The organism is Blautia sp. JLR.GB0024, assembly GCF_037000545.1.
GTDB lineage: Bacteria > Bacillota > Clostridia > Lachnospirales > Lachnospiraceae > Blautia > Blautia celeris.
The window spans coordinates 38058-60108 of record NZ_JBANBF010000007.1 but is presented as its reverse complement, the minus strand read 5'-3'; the positions used below and the strand labels follow the sequence as shown (position 1 = coordinate 60108).

15 protein-coding genes are annotated in these 22051 nt (G+C 49.7%); all 15 read right to left on the bottom strand.

The genetic code is table 11. The features are described from left to right. Positions 1 to 24: 24 nt before the first annotated feature. On the bottom strand, positions 25 to 1845 hold the full coding sequence (locus V8Q34_RS16400; protein ID WP_103731096.1) for a histidine kinase N-terminal 7TM domain-containing protein: 1821 nt from the start codon (positions 1843 to 1845) through the stop codon (positions 25 to 27). A 20-nt stretch (positions 1846 to 1865) separates the two neighbouring features. Then, positions 1866 to 9251 carry a non-ribosomal peptide synthetase gene (locus V8Q34_RS16395; RefSeq protein WP_335835921.1) on the bottom strand — a complete coding sequence of 2462 codons (7386 nt, stop codon included), beginning with the start codon at positions 9249 to 9251 and terminating at the stop codon, positions 1866 to 1868. Between the two features lie 200 nt (positions 9252 to 9451). Then, the gene (locus V8Q34_RS16390) at positions 9452 to 10237 is read right to left on the bottom strand and encodes an arginase family protein (RefSeq protein ID WP_054351265.1); all 786 of its coding nucleotides are present in this window, start codon (positions 10235 to 10237) and stop codon (positions 9452 to 9454) included. Between the two features lie 144 nt (positions 10238 to 10381). Then, positions 10382 to 10834, bottom strand: a complete 453-nt coding sequence (locus V8Q34_RS16385) for an Hsp20/alpha crystallin family protein (protein WP_081960386.1) — start codon at positions 10832 to 10834, stop codon at positions 10382 to 10384. 241 nt (positions 10835 to 11075) lie between these two features. Beyond that, entirely contained in the window at positions 11076 to 12380 is a 1305-nt protein-coding gene (locus tag V8Q34_RS16380) for a 4Fe-4S dicluster domain-containing protein (RefSeq protein ID WP_103731097.1), read from the bottom strand. A 69-nt stretch (positions 12381 to 12449) separates the two neighbouring features. Then, a complete protein-coding gene (locus V8Q34_RS16375) occupies positions 12450 to 12965 on the bottom strand; it encodes a nitroreductase family protein (protein WP_033141783.1) in 516 nt (171 codons plus the stop codon). A 67-nt stretch (positions 12966 to 13032) separates the two neighbouring features. Next, the gene (locus V8Q34_RS16370) at positions 13033 to 14268 is read right to left on the bottom strand and encodes a D-alanyl-D-alanine carboxypeptidase family protein (RefSeq protein ID WP_335835920.1); all 1236 of its coding nucleotides are present in this window, start codon (positions 14266 to 14268) and stop codon (positions 13033 to 13035) included. 116 nt (positions 14269 to 14384) lie between these two features. Further along, complete coding sequence (locus V8Q34_RS16365) at positions 14385 to 15626, bottom strand: MFS transporter (protein ID WP_033141785.1); 1242 nt, start codon at positions 15624 to 15626, stop codon at positions 14385 to 14387. A 16-nt stretch (positions 15627 to 15642) separates the two neighbouring features. Then, a complete protein-coding gene (locus V8Q34_RS16360) occupies positions 15643 to 16431 on the bottom strand; it encodes a zinc dependent phospholipase C family protein (RefSeq protein WP_052099522.1) in 789 nt (262 codons plus the stop codon). A gap of 15 nt (positions 16432 to 16446) precedes the next feature. Then, entirely contained in the window at positions 16447 to 17016 is a 570-nt protein-coding gene (gene scpB, locus V8Q34_RS16355; protein WP_033141786.1) for an SMC-Scp complex subunit ScpB, read from the bottom strand. After that, positions 17006 to 17770, bottom strand: coding sequence for a segregation and condensation protein A (locus tag V8Q34_RS16350; protein ID WP_033141787.1), 765 nt, complete (start codon positions 17768 to 17770; stop codon positions 17006 to 17008). The genes scpB and V8Q34_RS16350 overlap by 11 nt, the downstream gene beginning before the upstream one ends. A gap of 122 nt (positions 17771 to 17892) precedes the next feature. Next, positions 17893 to 19101, bottom strand: a complete 1209-nt coding sequence (locus V8Q34_RS16345) for a hypothetical protein (protein ID WP_335835919.1) — start codon at positions 19099 to 19101, stop codon at positions 17893 to 17895. Continuing rightward, positions 19098 to 20222: a DUF58 domain-containing protein gene (locus tag V8Q34_RS16340; RefSeq protein ID WP_033141789.1), complete on the bottom strand. Its 1125-nt coding sequence runs from the start codon at positions 20220 to 20222 to the stop codon at positions 19098 to 19100. Before V8Q34_RS16340 ends, V8Q34_RS16345 begins: the two co-directional genes overlap by 4 nt. Next, on the bottom strand, positions 20219 to 21169 hold the full coding sequence (locus V8Q34_RS16335) for an AAA family ATPase (protein ID WP_033141790.1): 951 nt from the start codon (positions 21167 to 21169) through the stop codon (positions 20219 to 20221). Before V8Q34_RS16335 ends, V8Q34_RS16340 begins: the two co-directional genes overlap by 4 nt. Before the next feature lies 1 nt (position 21170). Continuing rightward, positions 21171 to 22022, bottom strand: a complete 852-nt coding sequence (locus V8Q34_RS16330) for a metallophosphoesterase (RefSeq protein ID WP_227211084.1) — start codon at positions 22020 to 22022, stop codon at positions 21171 to 21173. Positions 22023 to 22051 lie beyond the last annotated feature (29 nt).

Below are 22051 nucleotides of genomic sequence, written 5' to 3'. Positions count from 1 at the left end.
CTTCACCTCAAATAATCTTTTCTCTTAACTTTGCAGGGGCAGTTCCACGCAGAAGACAGCTCCGCCCTCCGGCAGATTCTCAGCCCACATTCTTCCGCTGAACTTACCCCGTATCAAACCTGCGGAACTGTAAAGCCCCAGGCCGGTTCCCATTGCCCCTTTCGTCGTCACCATGGAGTGAAACAGCCGTTCCATAACCTCCGGGGCAATTCCCGGTCCGCTGTCCTTCACCTTGATCAGAATATTCCCGTTTTTCTTTTCCGCGCAGAGGGTGATCTTCCCGCCTTCCTCCTTCATGGCATCCATGGCATTGTCCACCAGATTGTTGACCACCTGTACCAGATTGTTGATATCCCCCTTTAAAACAGCATCCCCGGGCAGTTCATTTTCCATGGATAAAACACAGCCGTGCTTGGCAAGACTGTGCTTCATCAGCAGAAACACTCTTCTGAACACTTCATCCACTGTAAATTCCACAATATTGTTGGTGTTCATATTCGTAGCCAGTCCCTTCACTGTGGTGATGATATCAGACATGTAAGCACAGCTCTCCCTGATTTTTCCAAGCCACGCTCTCATATCCCCCGCAATTTCCTGATAATCCTCCATCGTCACATCTTCATCCCCAAGACTGATCGTATATTCATCCACCAGTTTTTCCAGAGACTCCACACTGCCTGAGACAGACATGATCGGTGTCTTTAAGTTATGGGAAATGCCTCCGATCATCTGTCCCAGGGAGGCCAGCCGCTCCCGCTCCATCTCCTGGCTCAGTTTCTGCTGCTGCTGCTGAATCTCCTCTTTTACCTGTGTCACGTCCTTGAAAAGCGCCACCACGCCCATCATTCTCTGTTTTCCGAATACCGGAGTCAGCTCCACGGAATAATAAATCTTTTTGTCGTCTTTTATCACTGCCTGCTCATAGGTGATCACACTCACCGTCTGTCTGCAGATATCAAAAAAACTTAACAGATTGTAGATCACATCCCTTTTCTGTTCATCCAGAACTTCCACCTGCCGGTCCAGATATACGTTATTTTTCATACCGTAGCTTTCCCCGAAATTCTCCCGGAAGGCATCATTCATATTGATGATCTGGCTGTCTGAGGAAATGATCACATAACCATCCGAAATATTGTCAATTATATTCTGCAGTGCGATGGGCTTGATGTTTAAAAAATTCAGATAATAAATTGCTATTCCGTGGCAGATGATCGTGAACATGAAAGCAATGGGAGTTGCCGCGATGGACAGATTGACAATCTTCAGGGTTGCTAAAAGATTGACACACACCGGCACGATCAGCCCCCATGCAAATAAAATGGACTGCCACACTGCGCTGTTATTTCTCTTCCTGATGCCGTTCCTTAAGGCCAGCACAATGGACAGAATACAGTAAATATAATACTGACTGCCTGACAGGATGAACAACGGTCCGAATTTCACCTCTGAGGCATAGATGGAAAACTGTTTATAAAAAAGATGATGCCATGGATTTGTAAATACGATCAGGGAGGTCACCACCGGCAGGATATAGAGAAAATAAAATATCCTTGGAAGCTTTTCATAATTGTATATAAACGCAATTGTCAAAAGCAGCACAGTGACTACCATCAGCGCGCAGGCACCGCAGGTGATAGCGTCCAGTATGGTGAGCACCTGCATACTGCTGTCAGCACCCCCCAGGATTCCGGCAATCGCCAGAAGCCAGATAAGGAGAAACGCCGATGCCGCCACGTAGAGCCTCTGCAGCAGCGGCAGTCTGCCCTTCCGGATACAGCTGTAAAGAAAGAAAATCAGAATAGTGACCGCTACATCCACCAGATGTGTCATGATTCGTTCCATAAAATCTCCCTGCTTTCCTCTCAGCTTCTAAAACAGCGCACTGCCTGATATAAGTCCGTATGGTCCCAGTCAAACTGCACACGTTTCAGTTCACATACCGTCCTTCTCGCATCCACATAAATGGCAGTTCTCTGTGCCCTGCCTGAAAAATAAGTTTCCGCTGCAGCCTGTATATAGGGTGAACTGGACGCTGACGCCTGTTTTCTCAAATTTTCCTCAAATACCTGGTCAGATACACACTCTACCTGCCCGCATTCTTCCAGAAGGGCACCCAAAGACACCTCATCCGGATTCACAATATGCCAGGCACCGCCCGGCTGTCCCATCAGACTGCAGACGGCCCGGGCACACTGGTCTACAGGTGTGACCTCAAGCAGCATGCGGTAAAAGTCTTCCGGCATCTGCCCAAGTTCCAGAATACCTTTTACCAGACGGTAAAACGCGTTGGTCTCCGGATTTATCTGAAACACCCCGTCGCTCTTTCTGCCTATGAGGCGTCCAACCCGGAAAATACCGGCCTTCAATCCCCTGTCCATGGCCCGGCAGACCCACGCCTCAGCCAGGATCTTGCTTTTCACGTAGGGATTCTCCTCCCAGTTCTGCCCCATATCCAGGTCTCTCTCCGAAAATACTGCCGGCAGCTTCGGTGCATCCTTTAAAAATTCTCCCGAAACACTGACTGTGGAGATATGAATATACAGCGCGTCCGCTTTCTCAGCCAGGGAAACCATATGCTTTGTCCCCTCCACATTTGTCAGAAGCAGTTCCTCCATGGGTGCATAATGACGGACATCCGCTGCCGCATGGATTACGGTTTCTATGGTATCTGTGAGGTTTTCATATATCTCCCTGTCAAGTCCCAGATCCGGAAGGGTAATATCTCCCTCCAGTATCCTGACCTGTCTTTTTATTTTGTCTGCACCGCTTTTTCCGAAATAGAAGGAAAGCACCTGCGTAAGCTTTGCCTCTCTGCCTTTTCTCAAAAGACAATATATGGTTTTCTGATCATCTGCCGTCAGTTCTCGAAGAAGATGTGCTCCCAGATAACCGGCAGCGCCTGTCAGCAGTAAATTTTTCCCTGTATCTGCTTTCTCGGAAAGACTGCATACATATCTTGGCAGACGTTCCTCCGCTGCGGCCGGCTTTGACTCGAGCCCCTCTGTTTTCTCCTCTTTTTCGGAGACATGATCCGCGCTCTTTCCAATCATCTGTATCTGTTCCCGCAAAGTGGGATGCCGGTAAAAATCGTTGAGTGAAAAATCCCAATGCCGGCTGTAATAGTGGCTCAGGACCACAATAGCAGTCAGAGAAGTTCCTCCCTGTACAAAAAAGCTCTTATCCAGATCCGGCTCCTGGCCCAGAACTTCACGCCAGATTTCCTCCGGTGCGATAACCGTTTCATCGGAATGTTCGTCCTTCGGTGCGATAACTGTTTCATCGGAATGCTCGTCCTCCGCAGCCTGTGCGTTTTTCTCTTTTGTATCCGAAATACATGCCATTCCTTCCAGAGCCTTCCTGTCCGCTTTTCCGCTGGAGGTCCTGGGCATCTGCGCAAGAGTTCTCACCTGACCGGGTACCATATAGTCAGGCAGCCTCTCTGCCAGAAAATCTCTTACGGATCCTTCCGAAAATCCGGCCTGGGGCACAGCAAAAGCACAGAGCGCTGATACGGTTCCCTCTCTTTTCACAGGCACCACTGCCGCTTCTTTTACAAGACCGGACTGCAGCATCTGTGCCTCGATTTCTTCAGGCTCAATCCTGTGTCCGTTGAGCTTTAGCTGAGAATCCACTCTTCCCAGGCACTGCCAGTTCCCGTCAGCCCGAAGGCGTCCCAGATCACCTGTTTTATACATGAACTCACCCGCAAAGAAGGGGTCCGGCAGAAATACCTGTTCCGTAAGATCATCCCTGTTGATATACCCTTTTGCAAGGCATTCCCCGGCTATGTAAATCTCACCTGTCCCGGTAGGCATCACCTGCCGCATCTCCCGGTCCAGAAGATAATAGCGGCAGTTGCCGATGGGCTTTCCTATGTGGATGGCATTGTCATCCGTAATATCCCCCTGGCAGTTGTAAACAGATGTCTCTGTGGGACCATAGATATTAAAGATCCGGGCATTGGTAAGCTTCCTGATTCTCTCCTTCAGTGCCAGTGTCCACGGCTCTCCCATGAGGATCAATACCTCCGTCTGTGCAAGAACTTCCGCAAAGGAAGCCTCCTGCAGACACATCTGTATTCTGGAAGGCGTGAGCTGCAGCACCGCAGCGCCGTCCTGTCTCATCCGCTCCGCCATCTTCCAGGGGAGAAGCATTTCCTCCTCATCCGCCACACTGACACGCCTTCCTCTGGCAAGGGCCAGCAGCGTCTCTATGGTAAACACATCAAATACGCAGTTGGACGCACAGAGCACACAGCTATTCTCCCTTCCGAGAATAGCATCTGCATGTGCCGCCAGGTTTGAAATTGCTTTGTGTACCATCATAACGCCCTTGGGCTGTCCTGTTGTTCCTGAGGTATATATCACATTCAGCACATCCCCGCCGCTGCGTCCCTTTACAGGCAGTTTTGCCCTGTCACCATCAAAGACAGGGGGAAGCACCGGACAGGGGATCTCACCGGGCAATTTCACTTCATTGCTGCACAGAAGCAGCTTTGCCTCCGCATTTTCCAGCATATAGCAGATCCGTTCTTTCGGAAGTGCAGGGTCCAGGGGAAGATAGACAGCTCCTGCTTTTAAAATTCCCAGCATGGCTGCCAGCATATCCCCATCCCGTTTTAAAAGAAAGGCCACTCTGTCTCCATGCTGAATATTCCTGCTGACCAGATACGCTGCCAGACCATCTGACTTTTCTTTTAATTCCCCGAACGTATATGTCTTATTACTGCCCCAGCATACAGCCGTGCGTGACGGATAGAGACGTGCCTGCCGGTCGATCAACCGGTCGATCAGAGTACCGTCATAAGGCATTCTCACAAAATTCGGTTCCTCCAGCAGGCGGATTCTGTCACTGTCCTCCAACAGACTGATGCTGCCGATCTCCTGATGGGGAAGCTCCAGGATCTGTCTTAAGATTTCCAGATAACAGCGGCTGTAAAACGCAATGGTCACACTGTCAAAAAGAGATTTCGCGTACTCAAAACAAAAACGGCTTTCCTCTCCGCTTTGGATCACTTCCAGATGAAGATCCATCTTCACAGATACTTCTTCCATCTGCACCATGGAGAGTTTCGCATCTCCCAGAGGCAGATTTTCGGTCTGCGCTGCAGTCAGGGAAAACAGCACCTGAAACAGGGGATTCCTGTCCCTGTTCCGCTCTGCATTTGACATGGCTACGATATCTTCCAGGGGTGTATCCTGATTGTCCAGCATTTCCAGCACACGTTCCCGCACCTGATGCAGATATTCCAGATAGTTTTTCTTTCTCTCCGGCTCCAAAAATACAGGAAGGGTATTCACGAACACACCTGTCACCCGGCTCAGATCCCCGTGGCGCCGGCCTGAAACAGGAGTCCCCACCACGATTTTTTCCTGTCCGCACACGCCGAAGAGCAATATGCCGAATGCGGACAGAAGCAGCATGTAAGGGGTCACCTGCTGCTGGGCACAAAATTTTCTTCCCGCTTCCTCCATCTCATGCGGCATATGGAAATAATATCTGGCCCCCCGCCCGTCAAACACACCGGGGCGTATCCTGTCTGTGGGAAGACGAAGCTCCTCCCGGTCTTCTAAAAGCCTGGCCCTCCAGTAATCCTCCTGGCGTTTCTGCAGTTTTTCCGGTCTTTTATCCACCCACCAGGCATAATCCCTGTAAGTAGTATTCGGCATTTCCGTCTCTTCCCCCAGGCACGCTCTGTGAAGCCGTTCAAAAACAAGCTGGCTGCTCATGCCATCGGAGATCAGGTGATGTATATCCAGAAGCAGATATTTCTTTTCCCCCTCCGTGAAAAATCCGGCCCGCATAAGCGGCGGTCTGTCAAGGGAAAACGGCCGTATAAAACCGGCGGCCGCCTCTTTTATATTCCGCCCCTGCACTTCCTCCAGCTCAAACTCCACCTGCCTGTGTACACGGGCCTGTACGCTGGAACCGGATATCTCAAATCCTGTCCTGAAGGTCTCATCCTCCTCTATGATTCTGTGAAACGCACGAGTCAGTGTTTCCCTGTCCAGATTACCCTCCACGAGAAAAATCCCGGGCATGTGATAGCCTGTCTTTGTCTCATCTGTCTGCTCCAGCACATAAAAGCTTCTCTGGGCAGCCGTCAGCGGATATGTATCACCGTCAGGGGCCTTTGGTATCTCTGTGTGGTAAGAGGACGCATCTGCCTTGCTGCCGCGCAGCAGATTGGCAAAGCGCCGTACAGTCCGGCAGGCATACAGGCTGGTCAGCTCAGGAAGGACAGAAAACTCCCGTTCCACTTCCGTCAGCATGGCAACCGCGTTCAGGGAATCCCCGCCGCTTAGAAAATAATCGGAATGAATGCTCAGCCCGGGCTGCTGCAGGGATTTCCTCCATATTTCCAGCAGTTTTTCTTCCAGTTCGTCGGCAGGTGCCTCCTGTACATCAGGCATATACGGTTTCGGAAGCTTTTTATAATCCACTTTTCCGCTGGCAGTGACCGGCATTTCTTCCAGAAGCACCGCCATTGCAGGCACCTGATATCTTGGCAGATAAAATGCCGCGTAAGAGAGAAGTTCTTCTCCCTCAAGCCCTTCCCCGGAGGTATAATAGGCAATCAGAAGATTGTCAAAAGCTTTCACTGCAGCCATATTTACTTTTGGATGCGACACCAGTTTTTCCTCAATCTCCGCAGGCTCCATTCTGTGCCCCAGGATTTTTAACTGTCCGTCTTTCCTGCCCGTAAATATGATCTCACCGTCCTGCGTCCAGTATCCCATATCACCTGTCCGGTACAGACGTTCACCGGGAATATAGGGGTCCTCCACGAACTTTTTCCTGGTGAGTTCCTCATCTCCATGATACCCCCTGGCCAGGCAGTCCCCGCCGATATAAAGCTCACCGGTAGCACCCACAGGCAGGGGACGCATGGATTCGTCCAGTATATAAATTCTGCAGTTGCCGAGAGGTTTCCCGATGGAAATCATCTCATTGCCGGTAACCGCGCTGTGACTCACTGCCACAGTGGCCTCAGACGGACCGTATTGGTTATATAATTGAACAGAAGAACAGAAACGCAGAGCATGGTAAAGCTCCGGAGGCATGCTTTCTCCTCCGCATACAACGCATTCTATATGAGACATGGCCTTTCCAAATGCCGGGTCCTTCAGATATTCCAGAAGCCTGGAGGGCGTTAAAGCCATAAATCCGGCGTCGTAACCGTTAATGAGATCTGCCAGACCTGCAGGCCGGTTACAAACGGCCTCCTCCGCCATCACAATGGTCCTGCCGTTTAACAGCGCGCTGATGCTCTCCAGCAAAAAGGCATCAAAACCCACATTGCAGATGGACAGAACCGCCCCTTTGGGATAAAGAGGTGCCATGGCAGCCGCCAGATTCAGCACACTGTGCTGCTCCACCTCCACAGCCTTCGGTGTTCCCGTACTTCCGGATGTATAGACAAGATAGGCCAGGTCATCAGGTCCTGCAGCAACACAGGCGGCACTCTTTCCCTTTGCAAGCATTTCCTCCGTTAAGACCGGTACGGCGGGATTTAAAATCTCCGCTGTCCCGTCCGAGACAACAAGAACCGCCTCACTTCCCTCCAGCAGTTCGCTGATACGCGCAGCCGGCTGGCGGCAGTCTATAAGCAGCCATGCATTACCGGAAAACGCCACAGCGGCCATAACAACCAGAAGCCTGTCACTGCGCTCCATTAGGACAGCTACATTTCTTCCTCCTTCAGGACAGAAACAGGCAATTTTCCCTGCAAGCTGCTCTGCCTCCCTTATGAATCTTTCATAGGTAAGCCTCTCATTTCTGAATATGACAGCTGCCCTTTTTGGATTCATGACTGCCTGTTCCCGCAGATGGTCGGCTATATTCTGTTTTCTCGGATACCAGGTATCTGTCTGGTTAAAGTCAAAGATGAGGCGCTCTTCCTCCTCCTCACTGATGACAGACAGTTCTTTTATGGGTGTCTTGGGATGCAGCAGGGCACTGTGCAGAATGTCCATCAAATGCTGATGCAGAGTCGTGATCTCACGCTCGGAAAAAAGCTGTGTCTGATAATCATAATCCACCTGAAACCGGTTATCCTCATCTCTGCTGCTCAAATGAATACACAGAGGTTCTGCCTGGTAGCCACTGTAGAGCCAGCGCCCTTCCAGGGTCACCTGGGCGCCCTGCAGATGGTGGATCTGCCCGTTCTGGTAGGACAGTACAATTCCGAAGAGCTGATCCGGTGCGGCTCCCTCTTGATTCCGGGCAGCCAGCTTTTTTATCTCCGAAAACGGCATTCTCTGGTGATAGAGAAGCTGGTACCAGTCTGTCTGCAGCTTTTCATTAAATTCCTGAAAGGAAATGGATGCATCCAGCTCATTGACAAAGGGCAGAGTATTTACAAACATGCCTGCCATCTGTTTTTCCTTGAAATTCAGACGGTTGATTGTGGGGACACCGATGCAGAACCGCTCCTGCCCTTTGATCCTGCGCAGATAGATCGCCAAAGCCATATAAAACACGGCAAAAGGGGATACCTTCTTTTCCCTGCAGAAGCCTGCGATCATACGGTTCATCCGGTTGGAGACTGCAAAAGACCTGCGGATTCCCACAGGGCTGACCTGGGCGTAGGGGTGTTCTTTTGCTGCTGCCGGCTGTATATCCTTCAGCATGGACTTCCAGTATTCCCTGTCACGTTCAAAGCTTTTTGAGGCGAGATACTTATTCTCAAGCGCAATATGCAGCGCATAGTCCGGCATAGGCTCTCTGTCCGGCGCCTCCCCCTTTAACATGCGGAAATAGTTGTGAATGATCCGGTTGGTCACAACCGTCTGGGACCAGGCATCCGCTATGATATGATGCACTTTTGTCAGAATTCCGCCTGTATTTTCCGCCCTCTTAAAAAGTATCATCTGACACAGGGGGGAATCCAGAAGCGTAATATGCTCCCGTGCCACGGAAACATCCCAGATATCCGCGCCCTTTTTGTTTGTCCTGGAAAAATCCAGAAACGGAACATTTCTTTGTATATGCGGATCAATATACTGGCACACCTCTCCCTCCCGAAGTGTGATCCTGGTGCGCAGAACAGGATAGTCCTCATAACAAAGCCTGATACATTCCTGCAGATACTCCACATGAAAATTACCGTCAATGCGCAGTACGGTGCATATGGTATTGATCGGCGTACCCGGATGGGCCATCTCCAAATTCCATATGTTCTGCTGGCTGTTTGACAATGGCAGAAATTCCCTGATGTCTTTTGTCTCTTGTGCTCTCTCTTCCATTCTTTCCCTTTTTCCTCCGTATACATAATAAAACACAGGCCCCGAACTGCCCGGCCTTCCGCACATATGTGCAGACTTCCACGGCATTCCCGTCCCATGACTTTTCGCGTCTCTTTCTCCCCTCAGATTTCCTTTTCCTGTTCTACATATTTCGACATTTGCAATTTGTTTTTTATTATACAGGCATACAATTCCCCGTGTCAATCTTTCTGATAAGAATTACTATTATTGGTAGAATTTACCATCACTTTAGCCATTACCTCTTTTAATCTTTCATTTGTCTGACTGTTTATGTGTAATTCCCTATTTTCACAGAAACCACTCTCGGGTGGATTTTCCCCACAGATGTCCCCTCCGATACATTTCCTTGCCGCTGCCGCCTCCTCGATCAGGCCCAGAAGGCAGTCCAGTTTCATCTCTCCCTGGTCCCAGTTTGTGACTGCATCCCTGCCCCGGAGAATATCCTTGTCCACAGAGAGATATAAGGGACAGGATTCCCCCTCCAAAAATTCTCTGAACTTCTGTAGTCTGCCCTCCTGCAGATCCTCGGCAGATACCCAGGTCACCTGTTTTGACGGTATATCCCTTTGAAAATCTGCCTCTTTTGGCCCTATGATACACACACTTTTCAGCAGGGGATTGGACAGCATAGCTTCTCTCACCCAGCTTCCGCAGGACAGAAGGCCAAAGAATGCGGATTCCTGCATGTCTGTGTGATTGTCAAAAAGAAGAAGGGAAAAAGGAGTGTCAATCATCTCCATCCAAAATTTTGATAAATAGTGATAATTGCCGGAATCCAGAAAATGGATGCCGCAGGGGCCATATGCCCGAATCCTTTCCTTTATCTCCTGTTCTGCCTCCGAGGTACAGTAACAATTGACCCCTTCCGCATGGGTAAAATCCACCATCTCATAATCACCGGCCTTTTGTCTATAAAAATCTTCCTCCGGGTACACACCGGAAAAATTCATGATAACTGTCTTCATCCTAAAATATCTCCTGTTTTTTCTCTTACCATAGCACAGAGAGACAGATCTTGTAAACTGCTGCTGTCTGTCTCCCGGCAAGCCAAAAAGGACCGCCGCTTACAGACGAAGCGGCGGTCCTCAAAGGAGGGGTAACAAAGAAGCTTATCCTTCAATGGAGATATATTTATTTTCTTCTACCTGTTTTTTGTCTTTCTTAGGTACCGTGAGACGAAGGATTCCGTCCTCAAATCTGGCCCGAATCTCATCCTGGGTAACGCCTTCGCCGATATAGAAGCTTCTGGAGCAGCTTCCCGCGTAGCGTTCTCTGCGGATATATTTTCCTTCCTTATCCTCTTTATCCTTGTCAAGTCCTTTGGATGCCTGGATGGTGAGATATCCGTTCTCCAGTCTGGCCGTTACATTCTCTTTCTTGAAGCCCGGCAGGTCAATGTCAATTTCAAAGGAATCTTCCGTCTCTTTTACGTCGGTCTTCATCAGATTCTTCTCATTCTTTCCGTACAGCGGATTCTTCCTTCCGAAGAACTCCTTCTCAAAAGGAAAATCCATCCATTCATCAAATAAATCTTCTCCAAAAATACTGGGCATCATTCTCATAAGTCATTCTCCTTTCCTATATATCAATCAATGAATTGTTACATTTGGCAGGGGATACTTTCTTTTCCCTTGTTCTAATTGTAATATAGCACGCATTATTAGCACTGTCAATAGGTGAGTGCTAATTTCACACTTTTTTCACATTTTACCTTCGTTGTTTGATATATCAAAAAAAGAATCTTCCGTTTTCTATGCACCGCGGCCTTATGCAGCGCAAGATAGCGAAAGATCCTTTTTCCGTTTATTTTTTATTCCTGCTTTTATTCACAGCACTTGACAAAAGTTTATCCAGATATACAGATTTAAACTGCTTACTTGCCAGTGCCTGTTTCAGCGGAGGCAGATTTAAGATCACTCCAAACACGGCAGCCATGGCTCTGTGGTTGGCAAATGCCTGATTGTCGAATACGAGGTTCTGAAGCGTTCCTTTTTCTATGGCCTGGAGCACAAACCTGTGCGTACTGTTCACAGGCGTTATCACCTGTACCGGACGCCGCTCCAGTTTCAGGGAACCGTTGGGACATCTGGATGCGCACACACCGCAGCCCAGGCAGATATCCGTATCCACCACGGGACGTCTTTTCTTTTTCCCGTCCTCCGGGACCGTCTCCATGGAAATGGCAAAAATGGGACATGCCTTCTCACACTTTCCGCATCCGATACAGGTCTTCTCCTCCACCGACGGGATATAATTGGTGGTTGCCACCGGCTGCATGGGAGAGAATTTTCTGGCAGCCTGCAGAGCCTCACAACAGCATCCGCAGCAGTTACAGATAAACGCCGGGTCCTCTCTGACATTCTCCCCGATCTGCACCAGTCCCGCATCGTAGGAGCGTTCCAGAGCGTCCATGGCTTCTTCCTTGGAGATAAGCCGGGCATGTCCGCCGTGCTCTGCCAGGGAGCGGGCCACATTGCCGAAAGTCAGGCATACATCCCAGGGAGCATCAATCTCACAGGGATGCCCCGCGTGATATGCCTTATGTCTGCAGTAACAGGTTCCCAGGCCAATGTACTCTGCCTCCTCCACAATGTGGCTGGCCCGCTCATGGTCCAGGATATGCAGGGTATTTTCCGTGGTAAGCACCGGTTCCTGCACGTAGACACGGCCCAGCTTTGTCTCCGTGGCATAGAAAAGGTCTTTTACAAAGTCCTCCTCCACATTCATATACTGATAATACAGTTCGCTGAGATACTTCTGGTCAATATCCCCTCTGGTCCTCATCAGGGCAAATTCAATAAACCCGGCCATGGGCGGCGGCATGACAAAACGGCGGACTCCCCTGTAGGTGGAATCCACCAGCAGCGCCTTCTCACACAGATGGTCCAGCACTTTTTCCGCCTTTGCCTCCGTGGTCCCCCAGATACGGGCAGCCTTTTTCAAAGTGAAGGGGCGTACCGGCAGAAGTGCCACCCATTTTGCCTCCTTCTCCGTGTAGAGCACCTGGAGGATCTTATAAAAAGTCTCCGAAGGCGGCGCTCCCTGGGTAAACCAGTTGATTCTTTCTTCCAGATTTTTATATGCGTCTTTTGATGTTATATGTCCCATGCTAAATGTCCTGTCATACAATATGGTAACTTACGGTCCGCACGGAAAATGCGGATACCTGCCTGGCTGTTACACAAAATGTACCTCTCCTGTTTTTTTCACTTCTTTTTTCTCTGATGCCGCAGCATATCCAAGGGCAGCCATGCCGAATACCCTGTGGGAATCCGGTATCTCCCAGCTCCTTAACATCTCCCGCACCTCAGGCTCATCGCAGATATCCCGCATCTGGTTGATCCAGACAGAACCAATCCCAAAGGAATGAGCCGCCAGAAACATATTTTCCAGAGCACAGGCATTGTCCTCCATGGAATGCTGATTTTCCTTTTCATTGGACGGAATGATCAGAACCTGAGGGCTGTACATGTCATACCCGTCTCTTCCCAGTTTCCTTCCTATGACTTCCGCCAGCTTCCCGATCTGCTCCCGGTCTGTCACCACGGTAAATTTCCATGTCTGACGGTTCTGTCCGCTGGGCGCATAGAGTCCGGCCCGGATGATCTGTTCCAGCTCTTCTCGTGGAATTTCCTTATTCTGAAATGCCCGGATACTTCTTCTGGTCAAAATATTTTCCATCACTGCATTCATGTTCTGATTCCTCCTTGTTTTTTCTTTTATTTTATCACAACGTCAAAAATTGTAAAGTGCCCCGCGATCAGCCCGCTGCGCCGAATGCCCATTTGTCCATGGTCTTTTCCAGACACCAGGGAAAATCTATCTTCTTGACAGACTGCCTGATCTTCACCGGACAGGTGAGAAATGTCTGGCCTCCCACCCGGTAAGTGATGGTTCCCACCTGCGTTCCCGCTTTGACCGGTGCTTTCAAAGTCTCTTTTCCCTCATAACTCACTTCAATTTCCTCATCCCGGCGCATCAGCATACCGAAGTCCTTAGCTGTCTCAGCCTCCACCTCAGTAAGGGCTGTATCTCCCAGGGTTTCACTCTGTCCGTTCTGAACCGGTATGGCTGCCGGTATATCGGGAAGTGCCGCGTCAGAAAAGGAACGGTAACTGTAATTTTCCAGCCCGTAATTCATAAGTTTTGTGGTATCCTTCCATTTGTAGGTCTTGTTATTCGGCCATCCGCATGCCAGAAGGGCAACAATGAATGTTCTGCCGTCCCTGGTGAGGGCACCTACATAGCAGTAACCGGCATTTGCCGTAAACCCGGTTTTTCCGGTGAGGGCACCCTCCATCATGTTCAGAAAAGCATTGTGGTTGTTGCAGGAAAAGCTCCGCTTTCCCTCCGCGTCCGAGAAACTGTAGGAGGCCGTCCTTGTCACGTTAAGAAATTCCTCCCTGCAGGGAGATTCTTTGATACAATACTTCATGATACGTGCCAGGTCTGCCGCTGTTGTGGAATGCACCTTCTGTTCCTCCCCCACTGTGACAGCGGCATCCAGGCCGTTGGGTGTGATAAAACAAGTATCCTCACACCCCAGTTCTCCGGCCTTGGCGTTCATCATATCCGCGAATCCCTCCACACTTCCTCCCAGATGTTCCGCGATCATCACAGCCGCATCATTGTGGCTCTCCAGCATCAGGGAATACAAAAGGTCTCCAAAACGGAAGGTTTCTCCCTCTGTCACTCCCAGATGTACTTTCGGCCTGGATGCCGCATAGGCGGATGCTGTCACAATATCCTCCGCGTTGCCCTTCTCCAGAGCCAGAATACAGGTCATGATCTTAGTGGTACTGGCCATGGGCCTTTTCTCAAACCCGTTTTTTTCATAGAGTATCCTCCCCGAGTCCGCATCCATAAGTACCGCTGAGGTGGCGTACAGGCTGCCAACACCCTGTCCATTTTCCTCTGCCCAGACGGTATCTCTATGTACCACGAAGCACCCGGTTATCACTGCGCATACCAAAATCCAACTTATAATTTTTTTCATGCTTCCATCCCTGCACACAAAATTTCTTATACATTATATGCCTGTCCCGGGAGGATTATAACAAAAAGCTGTACCAAACCGGTCCGCCCCGGTTACAGTACAGCTTCCGTTCTTTGTCATGCAGCGCTGCGGCTGATTTTCTCTGTCTTTCCGAACAGGAAAAATCCGATGATAAACATCACCGCCAGCATTCCCACTCCTGTCCTTGAACTTCCGCTCAACTGTGTGGAAATGCCCATGAGCATGGTTCCCATGAACGCCGCTCCCTTTCCGAATATATCATAAAACCCGAAATACTCGCTGGAGTTTTCCTTGGGAATGATCCTTGCAAAATAAGATCTGGAAAGCGCCTGGATGGCCCCCTGAAATACAGCCACGCAGACTGCTAAGAACCAGAATTCCCATGCCCTGTCAAGCTGAAGGGCAAACAGTGCGATTCCCAAATATCCCAGTATACATACTTTGATCAGCTTCTCACTCTTAAATCTTGCCGAGAACTTTCCAAACAAAAGAGAACAGGGAAACGCTACAATCTGTGTCAGCAGCAGTGCCAGAAGAAGATGCGTGTCATCAATTCCCACGTCCTTTCCGTAGGAGGTAGCCAGGTCGATGATGGTGTAAACGCCGTCAATATAGAAGAAAAACGCGCCCAGAAAATAAAGCACCTTTTTGTCCTTATTGATCTTAAAGAGCACTTTTTTCAGTCTGGAAAAGCTCTCCTTTACCGGGCTGCCCTTTACCTCCACCCAATGCTTCTGATTATAATTTTTCAATAGGGGAATCGTGACTGCAAACCACCAGATCCCTGTGATCCCAAAAGAGATCATGGTTGCCGTAACGCCTGAGATACCCAGCTTCTCTGCAAAAAGTATGAGGAGCAGACAGGCGATAAAGGGAATACAGCTCCCGATATACCCCCACGCATAGCCATGGGAGGAAACCATGTCCATCCTCTCATCCACAGTCACATCTGCCAGCATGGAATCATAGAAGATCAGGCTCATACTATATGTGGTCTTGGCGATCACCAGTACCACCAGAAAAGCCAGCCATTCCTTGGGTATGGCAAGAGAAAGACACCCGACTACGCCGATCACAAAAAAAGTGGCGAACATGGGTTTCTTATACCCTTTTGTGTCCGCCAGGGTTCCGAACACCGGACCCATGAGCGCTACCAGGATGGTACACACAGACAGTGCATAGCTTAGATACGCTGTGGAATCCGCCAGGGAAATCCCCTCCGCTGTGGCTATATTCTTAAAATAAATGGGAATGATCGTGGTACACAGCATGACGAACGCTGAGTTCCCCACATCATACAGTACCCACTGTTTCTCCAGTTTGGTTAATCCCTTCATATGCCCCCCGTTCTTCTCAGCCGAAATTTCTGCCGAAGCGCTGCGACAGCCGCTCTTCCTTTACCATGCAGCCGTACAGATTTGTAAGTGCTTCCACCGCCTCATCCAATGCCTCCTCATACAGATGACGCAGTACATCTGTTGCCATATCACATCTTCTGTCCGGCTTTGCCGGTATGATATGGCCTCCCAGAGTGTCCCGGCATCCAAACAGCTTCATGATTCCCAGCAGTCCCTTTCTCTTCAGGCTGCTGCTGCAGACAAGGGCTCCGGTGTAAAATCTCATACCGTGAAGTGCTTTTGCCGCCTGCTTCACTGTGATCTTCCCAAAGGCCCTGCTTATGGTCCTGCAGCCCTCCATTGTGGGGAAGATATTTACGGCAGGTCTGTAGGTAAACGGGTCCTTTCCCTCACGCAGCATATAGTACCGGTCAAGCTCAGATTCAATCTCTGAATGGGACGCACCGGTTTCCTTTTCAAACCGCCGTACATAGGGATGACAGGTGCTGTCCAAAATGTAGTGGCATCCAAATCCCAGCAGATAGGATAACATCTGCGCAGTCGGCTCCTCCTGGTATTTTACAACAGCCTGGCAGAAAAATTCTGCGGCCTCTCTCTGGTGAACCTGGTGTCCCAGCCCGCTCACCCTGTTTTTCATCAGGGGCTGATAGTAAAACAAAATATCAGGTCCGTGCAGGCCGATCAGATACATACTTTTGGATTCCCTGATTGCCTCTTTTATCTCAGAAGGAAGTCTTTTATATACCTCCTTGCCGAAAATGTCATGTGTGTAAGTTGTTGGCATGTCTCTTTCCCCCGTTTATACATCCAGCTTAAGCTGAATTTCTTCTTCTGCTTCTGCCTTGAAATCTTCTATCTGTACCGGGTCCAGCTCCGGCAGCTCATCCAGCCCCTGAACCCCGAAGTTTCTTAAAAACTCCTCCGTGGTTCCAAAGAGCAGCGGCCTTCCCGGTGCGTCCAGACGGCCGACCTCCTGTACCAGATTATATTCCATGAGTTTGTTCACCGCATGGTCAGACTTGACACCGCGTATCTTCTCTATTTCAAGTTTTGTGACCGGCTGTTTATAGGCAATGATGGAGAGTGTCTCCAGCATAACGTCTGTCAGCACCGCCTTTTTCGGCTGCAGGGCAAGCTTGACCAGATAGTCATAATACTCTTCCTTTGTGCACATCTGATATGCATTTTCCAGCTCTATGATCTTGATTCCCCGGTCCCCGGCATTATATTTCAGCATCATATTCCGAATGATCTTTCTGGTGGTTTCCGTATCATGTCCTATAGCCTTGGCAATGGCGGAAACCTCTACGGATTCCCCCATAGCAAACAAAAGCGCCTCAACAGCGCCTTCCAGATGTTCAATTTCCATACGGGTCCCCTGCCTCCTTGCTCTCAATCTGAATATCGTCAAAAATATGCTCCTGCCTGATAGATATCTTTCCTGTCTTCATCAGCTCCAGGATCGCCAGAAATGTAACCACCACCTGGAATTTGCTGGCCTGTTTTCCCAGAAGGTCACGAAAGCTGAAACGCCGGTGTCTTCTGGCGTACTCCTCCACGTCGGTCATTTTCTCCGGAAGACTGACCTCCTCCTGCTCAATCTTGCCGAAATTGCTTCGGATGGGGTCCTTTTTATCCTCCTGGCGTTTTAATACATCCTGGAAAATTTTGTGAAGACGTCCCAGTGTCAGCCCGTCCAGAAGCTCGCTGGTATCCACAGGCTCCCTGTAGTCCTCCACTTCCCTTGGAAGGGTGGGGAGCTTATAGATACTTTTTGCCGCTTCTGCCATCCGGTCCCTGAGTTCATAGGACATATATTTATACATCTTATACTCCAGAAGCTGACGCACCAGTTCGTCTCTGGGATCTTCTTCCTCACCGTCCTCATTGACTTCTTTTGGGAGAAGCATCCTGCATTTGATAGAAATGAGGGTTGCCGCCATGACCATGAACTCGCTCATGATATTCAGATCTTCCCTCTCCATCTGGTGAATATACTCCATGTACTGATCCGTTATCTCCACAATGGGAATGTCGTAAATATTTACTTTATTCTTCTCAATCAGGTGTAAAAGCAGGTCTAAAGGCCCCTCAAACACCGGAAGCTTTACCGGGATTCCCATTTATTCTCATCCTTTCCATGGTATCGGGCATACCGCTTACGACATTCTACACTATTTTCAGTAAAAAGTCCAGAATATTCCTTGCATCATCTTCCCCGGTCTGGTCCGGACCGGCCAAACTGTCACCTCAGCTCTCTCATCCTCAAAACCTCATCCTGTCCGCATCTTTCTTTCCCGTATCTTGCCTTCTCATATATCTCATGGAATTCTTCCATCCCCTCGGCACCCGACAGCCCTGCTGTCTCCTCAATCTCCTCCGGGGCCAATGACACAGGGATGGTCTTTTTTGCAGTGCTCTCTATCTTCTTTTTATAATATCTGCGGATCATCTCATTTGCGGAGCGGGCAGAGAAAAGGCTGCCGCTTCTCTTTCTCTTTTTCAATCCCTCTTTCCGGTCTCCCTTCACGGGGGAAAGAAACTCCACGCGGTCCCCGTCCGTAAGAACGGTTTCATGGTATTTTTTATATAAATCATAAAGGATACGGCAGACAAGATAAACAACTGCTGCCAGAAACAGTAAAACAAACACTTTTTCCAGTATTTGAAAAAGCGCCTGCCAGAAAGGGGAAGCCTCCTTAAATTCTCCCGGAAAAAACGGCATCTGTTCCGCCATCTCCGGCTCCTCCTGGATCAGCTCCTCCGCCCCGCCAAGACCTGCCAGAAGTCTCCGAAGCAGACGTACCAGCAGGTGCCCAATTCTTTGTAAGACCTTGTCAAAGCCGGACATGGGCAGAAATATCATTCCCGCAGTGACAAGAACACAGAAACCGCCCAGGGCGATCCTGTTCCCCTCCGCGATTCTGTTTTTCGGGAATCTGTGGAGCTTCTCATTCTGTGCATACAGCTTCAGAAGGGAGCGCCGGTTTTCCGAAAGAATGGTGAGCAGCCAATAAGCCCCTGTGAAAAGACAGATGACCGTTCCCAGAGTGCTCTTATGGTATGCCAGTGTATAGATATAGATACCTGCAAAAATCAGAAGCCCCGCGTAGGAAGGCCGCACAAGAAGGCTCTCTCCGCTTCCCGCCCGCTCAAAGAAGTACAGAAGCACAAGAAGAGCTCCGCAGACCATGAACGCTGCTCTCTCCCACACCGTTTGAGAGGCAGTATACAGAACTGCCAGGCTTACTGCACCTGACACTGCAAAAAGAAGCAGACTCTGAAAGCGGCGCTGTATCCAGTATAAGAGCAGTATGGGGACAAACAGCAGCAGGCTTTTCATCATCTGAATCGGCATGATATCCCCGCCGAAAGACAGGATCAAAAGTGCCAGACTGTCCGTCAGAAGAAATGTATGAAAAAAGCGGTATACAACCAGCAGATCTATTTTCATCTCGGCACCTCCCAGCGTATGATCTCCATGTGGGGCGAGCACGGAAGCTTCCACTCCATATCCTTGTACAGGGTGGAAATCCACAGGGCGCTGCCCCCGGCCTTCGCAAGTGTTTCCATCTCTGTAAAAAGAGGCTGGCCCTGATTTTTGGAAATAAGAACAGGGATACCCCGGCCTTCTGACAAAAGACGGCGCTGCGCACTTAAAAGTTCGGGAAACTTTCCGGCGGGAAGGTCCAGATCCAGTCTTGCCAGATTCTGATACAGTTTTACAAGCTGTCCTCTTCCCGTGCCGGGCAAAACGGCGATGGGTGCCTCTGTGATGTGATCCCTGCCGTTGGTGACAAGGCCTGTGGCAATGCCTCTCTGCAGAAGCTGTTCTGCTAAGGAGACGGCCAGGGAAATGCCTGCCTCGTGGATCTCTTCGTATTTCCATATGGTCTCATCCTCCACATCCAGATAGATGAGGACCTGGGCACTGGATGTGGAATCCAGCAGATTTACCATAAGACCGCCTTCTTTTGCGGAGGCCTTCCAGTTGATTTTATTCATAGGGTCCCCCGGCTGGTATTCCCGCAGGCCGCGGAAGGAAAAAGGGTCCTCATACATCCGCTGCCGTACCAAGACCTGTCCCATAAGCTTTTTAAAGGGAATTTCCATGCGGGAGACGGGAATCGTTCTCGGATATACATACAGATGGGTGGAAAGAGGCATGGTCCGATACATCTCACGGTTCATAAGAAGGCCTCTTGTGAGAATCTCTGCCTGCTCAATCTCGTAGTATCCCCTTTTCCTTGCCAGAAATGTGATTTCCCGCTCTATTTTCTGGTAAAACAGTACGGAGAAGATATCTCTTTTATAGGTATAGTCGGAGATACTGGTATTTTCCTCCTCCTCAAAGAAGAGGTTTCTATGTACCCGAAAGGCTGCCTGCAGCATGGGAAGAAGGAGCCATTTTCTGTTTTCAATGGTTTCCGTCAGGTATGCCTTCTCCCCTTCGTGGACGGGCTGTTCCTGGAATTTTACATTTACCTCCAGATGCCTGTCCCAATTCTTTCGGTAGAACCACTCCGCCAAAAACTGCAGCAGGACGGCTCCCAGCAAAAGCAAAAAAATTGTCATGTTTTTCTCTTCCACTCCTCTGTGGGTACAGGGACCTGATTCAGGATCCGCTGAATTGCCTGGCTGCCGCTCTCCTCCTGTCCGTATCCGGAGGTCATGATCATTCTGTGGGCCAGAATGGGAACCGCCACGGTTTTTATATCCTCCGGCACCACATAATCCCTGCCCTTTACATAGGCATAAGCTTTCGCGCCGTTAAAAAGAGCCAGGGTACCCCTTGGACTTACACCTGCGATCACATCTCCTGCTGTTCGGGTGGCCTGCACCACCTCCACCAGATAGGACTTCAGATCCGGGTGCACATATACCTTTTTGTATGCCTCTCTTGCATTTAGAAGTTCTTCCTTTGTACACACACAGGAAAGCTCAAAAAGAGGCTGTCTGTCCTCAAAACGGTCCAGGATGGCCAGCTCCTCCTCCTTGTCCGGCAGCCCCATGGAAAGGCGCATAAAAAAACGGTCCATCTGCGCTTCCGGAAGCGGAAATGTGCCTGTGGTCTCCACCGGATTCTGAGTGGCAATGACAAAAAAAGGCTCCTGAAGTGTCCTGGTTTCCCCGTCAATGGTAATCTGGTGCTCCTCCATACACTCCAGAAGGCTTGACTGAGTCCTCGGCGTGGCACGGTTGATCTCATCAGCCAGCAGAATGTTGCAGAAAGCAGGTCCTTCTTTGAATAGAAACTCACCTGCCTTCTGGTTATAATAATTTAGCCCCGTCACATCAGAGGGCAGCAGATCCGGCGTAAACTGAATGCGGGAGAATTTCCCGTCCATGGAGCGGGCCAGGGATTTCGCCATCATCGTCTTGCCTGTTCCGGGCACGTCCTCCAAAAGGACATGGCCTCCGGCAGTCAGGGCAGTGAGAAGAAGCTCCAGCACCTTTTCTTTTCCCACAATCACCTTCCCCACATTTTCACGTATTTTTACCATACCGTTTTTCTCTTCCATTTCACACCTCTTTCGGCAGACATTCCAGCACCACCAGTTCTCTCGGATTGTTGATCCGAAGAGGCAGTGTGTGCTCACCCAGTCCCGCACCTGTAATCATGATCTGTTCCTTTCCTGTTACTCTTTGTCTTCTTCCCGCCCTTTTTGCAGGCGTATTGTCTTTCTTTCTGTATTCCCCGTAAGCATAGCGGGGAAACAGACGAAAATCAGGGCTGATAACACTGCCTAAAAACGGAAGCCGCATGATTCCCCCGTGGTAATGCCCGGACAGAATCAAATCCGCCCCCCATGCAAAATAGTCATCCCCAAACCTGGGTGTATGGGCAAGCAGGATCTCATATACATCTTTGTCGGGCCTTCCGATCAGCCCTTCCAGTTCTTTTCTTCCCGGTCCCTTCTGAGGCCCTCTGTTATAATATTCAATAGGCAGATCCAGCCCGGTCACCGCCACGGTTTCCCCCTTTATCTGCCAAACGACACGCTCATTTTCCAGATAGGAGACACCCATCTGTTTCATTTTCTTTTCAAACGCAGAGAATCGGCCCCCGTATTCCTCTGTGAATAATTTCATCCGCTGCTCGTGATTGCCCGGCCCGTATAATACGGGTGCCAGTTTAACGGCCTCGCTTAAAAATGCCGCAGCCGGTTTCAGGGACGCGTCTTCTTTTCCCAGCACCAGGTCTCCGGCTATCAATATGGCATCCGGGTTAAGAGCCCTGATCTTTTCAAAAACCGGATCATTTCTTTCCCCGAACACCACATTGTGGAGGTCACTAATCATCACGAATCTCAGCGGATGTCTTTTTATCTTATCTGTTGTTATCCTGTAAGTAGTCGTCACAAATTTCTTCACAAATATTCCCTGCTCTTCTCTCTTTTCTC

What these genes read in the sequence shown, in the direction of transcription:
- V8Q34_RS16400 (WP_103731096.1), bottom strand. Translation starts at nt 1,845, where the DNA reads ATGGAACGAATCATGACACATCTGGTGGATGTAGCGGTCACTATTCTG.
- V8Q34_RS16395 (WP_335835921.1), bottom strand. Translation starts at nt 9,251, where the DNA reads ATGGAAGAGAGAGCACAAGAGACAAAAGACATCAGGGAATTTCTGCCA.
- V8Q34_RS16390 (WP_054351265.1), bottom strand. Translation starts at nt 10,237, where the DNA reads ATGAAGACAGTTATCATGAATTTTTCCGGTGTGTACCCGGAGGAAGAT.
- V8Q34_RS16385 (WP_081960386.1), bottom strand. Translation starts at nt 10,834, where the DNA reads ATGAGAATGATGCCCAGTATTTTTGGAGAAGATTTATTTGATGAATGG.
- V8Q34_RS16380 (WP_103731097.1), bottom strand. Translation starts at nt 12,380, where the DNA reads ATGGGACATATAACATCAAAAGACGCATATAAAAATCTGGAAGAAAGA.
- V8Q34_RS16375 (WP_033141783.1), bottom strand. Translation starts at nt 12,965, where the DNA reads ATGAATGCAGTGATGGAAAATATTTTGACCAGAAGAAGTATCCGGGCA.
- V8Q34_RS16370 (WP_335835920.1), bottom strand. Translation starts at nt 14,268, where the DNA reads ATGAAAAAAATTATAAGTTGGATTTTGGTATGCGCAGTGATAACCGGG.
- V8Q34_RS16365 (WP_033141785.1), bottom strand. Translation starts at nt 15,626, where the DNA reads ATGAAGGGATTAACCAAACTGGAGAAACAGTGGGTACTGTATGATGTG.
- V8Q34_RS16360 (WP_052099522.1), bottom strand. Translation starts at nt 16,431, where the DNA reads ATGCCAACAACTTACACACATGACATTTTCGGCAAGGAGGTATATAAA.
- scpB (WP_033141786.1), bottom strand. Translation starts at nt 17,016, where the DNA reads ATGGAAATTGAACATCTGGAAGGCGCTGTTGAGGCGCTTTTGTTTGCT.
- V8Q34_RS16350 (WP_033141787.1), bottom strand. Translation starts at nt 17,770, where the DNA reads ATGGGAATCCCGGTAAAGCTTCCGGTGTTTGAGGGGCCTTTAGACCTG.
- V8Q34_RS16345 (WP_335835919.1), bottom strand. Translation starts at nt 19,101, where the DNA reads ATGAAAATAGATCTGCTGGTTGTATACCGCTTTTTTCATACATTTCTT.
- V8Q34_RS16340 (WP_033141789.1), bottom strand. Translation starts at nt 20,222, where the DNA reads ATGACAATTTTTTTGCTTTTGCTGGGAGCCGTCCTGCTGCAGTTTTTG.
- V8Q34_RS16335 (WP_033141790.1), bottom strand. Translation starts at nt 21,169, where the DNA reads ATGGAAGAGAAAAACGGTATGGTAAAAATACGTGAAAATGTGGGGAAG.